Here is a 1,645-nt window from a genome sequence, read left to right on the forward strand (position 1 = left end):
CTGAGCCTGAATCCACCGGTGGTTGGTGAGGTGGGCGTGTTGGCCGATGAGGATTGACTGTTGTTGATTGGTTGGGGTGGTGGGCAGGTCAGGTTGGCCGGTCTGCCCGGCGTGCTCCGTGGTGCTGGTCGTGGTGGTCGGTGTTGGTGTGGTCAGCCGGGGGGTGGGGGCAGGCTGCGGATGCGGTGCAGAGCGGTCAGTAGCGCGTCCGCCCAGGGCCAGGCGCTGGGTAGGTGTAGATGGAGTCGGCGGGCGGTGCGGGTGATTCGTGCGCCGACGGTGTAGATCTTGCGGCGGATGGTCTTCGTCGTGACGCGGCCCAGGTGCAGGCCGAGGCGGGCGATCCATCGGGTCAGGTTGTGGGCGATGGTGTTGAGTACGAGCCAGGCGGCGTTGCCGCCGAAGCTTTTGGTCGGCAGGTGCGCAAGGCCCATGCCGTGTTTGAGGTCGCGGATGGCCAGTTCGACCTCGGCGTGGCGGCGGTGGTCGGTTTCCAGGTCCAGCATCGGCCCGTCGCGGTCGGTGATGAACGGGTGGTAGTCGTAGACGGGGAACAGGGCCTGCTGGCCGGCGCGGCCGGTGTTGCGGGCCAACGCGTCGGTGCAGGGGGTGCGGCGCACGATCAGCCGGACCGGGAGCGGGTCGGGCCGGTCGTGGCCGTGGGTGTCCTGGGTGAACGGGGTCCAGCAGATCTCGGTGACGGCGGCGCCGGGTAGGAAGTAGTCGATCGGGGTCCACGCGGCTTCGTCGATGGCGGGGATGACGTGTTTCAGGTTGCCGATCATGCGGGCGCCGATGGAGAACCGCACCCTGGCGGCCCGGCAGGCGGCGACCACGTCGTGCAGGTAGAACCCGGAATCCATCCGTAGGACCAGTTCCCCGGCCGCGCCGGCGGCCCGCAGCCGACCGATGGTCTCCTTGATGAACACCGGCGCGGCGGTGGCGTCGTTGGATCGGCCCCGCCGCAGTCGGGCGTGCGCGACGTCGCCGGTGCCGGCGATCACCGCGAGCAGCGGGTGATAGCCCCGCCGGCCGGTGCGCATCACCTCCCGCGCGCCGGCCTTGCCCAGACCGAACGTCTCACACAGCGTGGAGTCGATGTCCACCGTCACCGACTCGCTCAAACCCGGTGACGCCCCGGCGGCGACAGCCCGAGCCAGCAGCCGACGGGCGACCACATCGAGTTGCCGGGCGTGGTTGAACCCGAACGCCCGCAAGAACGACCCGACCGTCGAGGGCGCCGCCACACGGTGACCCAGAACCGCCTGCGTCGACCCAGCCCGCAGCGCGGCCACATCATCGATGCAGTCCCCACCTGCAAGCAGCGAGTGGATCACCGTCAGGCACTTGTCGTCCGGATGCGCACCCAGACTGCCCGGCACCGTCACATGCTCCCGCAGCAGCCCAGGCAGGCCCAACCGCTGACCCAACGACGCCGCCACCAGCAAACCCGCATCCGACACGGCATTACCGTCATCCGCGCTGACAACAAGCCGATCCAAGCTGTGCGATGCTGACACCACGAGGGTGCTCCTTCGACCAGGCGAATCAATTGGTGTGGTAACCGTGATCCTCCTGGTCAGGAGCACCCTCATTCACTCGACACGCCCGCACCCAAGCCGAGTACCGGTGGATTCAGGCTGAG

The 1,645-nt window shown here is 68.6% G+C and carries 1 protein-coding gene; it reads right to left on the reverse strand.

Annotated elements, in window-relative coordinates; translation table 11 throughout:
• Positions 1-152 precede the first annotated feature (152 nt).
• A complete protein-coding gene (locus ABTW87_RS30105; RefSeq protein ID WP_350654796.1) occupies positions 153-1,520 on the reverse strand; it encodes an IS1380 family transposase in 1,368 nt (455 codons plus the stop codon).
• Positions 1,521-1,645: the final 125 nt, after the last annotated feature.

The organism is Micromonospora sp. NPDC126480 (assembly GCF_040302465.1).
Classification (GTDB): Bacteria; Actinomycetota; Actinomycetes; order Mycobacteriales; family Micromonosporaceae; genus Micromonospora.